The sequence below is a fragment of the Pseudoalteromonas sp. TB25 genome, assembly GCF_000497995.1.
In the GTDB taxonomy this organism is placed as follows: domain Bacteria; phylum Pseudomonadota; class Gammaproteobacteria; order Enterobacterales; family Alteromonadaceae; genus Pseudoalteromonas; species Pseudoalteromonas distincta.
The window spans coordinates 1-1157 of sequence record NZ_AUTI01000003.1; the positions used below are offsets into that span (position 1 = coordinate 1).

Annotated in this window: 1 protein-coding gene and 1 pseudogene; both read right to left on the reverse strand. The window is 48.0% G+C overall.

Annotated features, from left to right (window positions below; translation table 11 throughout):
- Positions 1–514 (reverse strand): annotated as a pseudogene (locus L652_RS1000000125585) (glycoside hydrolase family 32 protein); the annotation flags it as partial.
- A 288-nt stretch (positions 515–802) separates the two neighbouring features.
- On the reverse strand, positions 803–1157 hold a 355-nt coding region (locus tag L652_RS0100040), incomplete at its 5' end, for a glycoside hydrolase family 68 protein (protein WP_029770068.1).

Here is a 1157-nt window from a genome sequence, read left to right on the forward strand (position 1 = left end):
GCGACTGGCGCTGTACACCCTCGTGTTGTTGAGTCATGATGGCGATTACAGCGCCAGGGCCGAAGCCTGCAGTGTTATCGATGTCAATTACTGCGCTACCGGTTTCAATGTCGCCGAGGCCGTTCTTGTATTTGTCGATTGCCACACCGTGATCTTGCCAGTGCACAAGATCAACCGAGGTCGCGTGGTACCACTCAGTACCGTTTCCTATGGGATAATCGGCATTGTAGAGGTAATAGTAGTGCCAGATACCGTCAATCAGAATTGGACGCTGGGGATCGTTCATCCAGTGTTTGGCGGGGGTTAGGTGCACCGCGGGCCGATATCTAGCCCAATTAGCTGGGCGCTTGTATTTAGATGATTCTTCTGTCAACAGAGGCAACGGTGAAGAGCTAAACGCTGCTTCAGAACCTAATTCGACGGCCAGCGACATTCCTGAGCAGAACAACACGACCAACACGCAAATTGTCATATACCAGCGACTTGCAAATATTAAAATAAGATTGTGGTTCATAATTCCCCTTATTGGAGCACCGATTACAAAGCAATGTAATTGCGCAAAGGTACTCATTGAGCATGATAGATGATATTGGGCAGTACGAAAAACTTGTAAAATAAGGAAATGCAGTGCTTCAGAAATCACTGCTGTAAAACAAAAAAACAGAGCGACAGTTCGAGAGACTGTCGAATAAGTCGAGCATACCTTTATTTGCCATTTACAAACAAGGGAGAAGAGGATACGCCGGTACATCGCCATCTCCTCTTCCCACCGATAATGGCTGTATAGATTAATTTACTAAAGCTATTTCTTTAGAGGCTTGATCTGTCCACCCGAATTCACATTAAGGTTTGCAGGGATATCGGCCCAACCACCTAGCCCATAACCATTTACGCTATAGGAATAATCAACCTCTGACGAGTCGCCGTTGATTTCTATCCTGACTGTAGGTGCAAGCGTCCCACCGCGACGAAAATTTTCTTGAGTGCCGATCGTGTCGATGAACGATTGGATCAAGCCCCCAGGCATCACGTAGTGCGAGTACGACTGGAATTGACCTGGATGCTGATTATAGTCTGGCGCAAACGGACTACCCGGCCAGTAGTTGAGGTTCGTTGGGTTACCCAGCACCAGTCCGGATCCCTGGTTCATCGGCTGG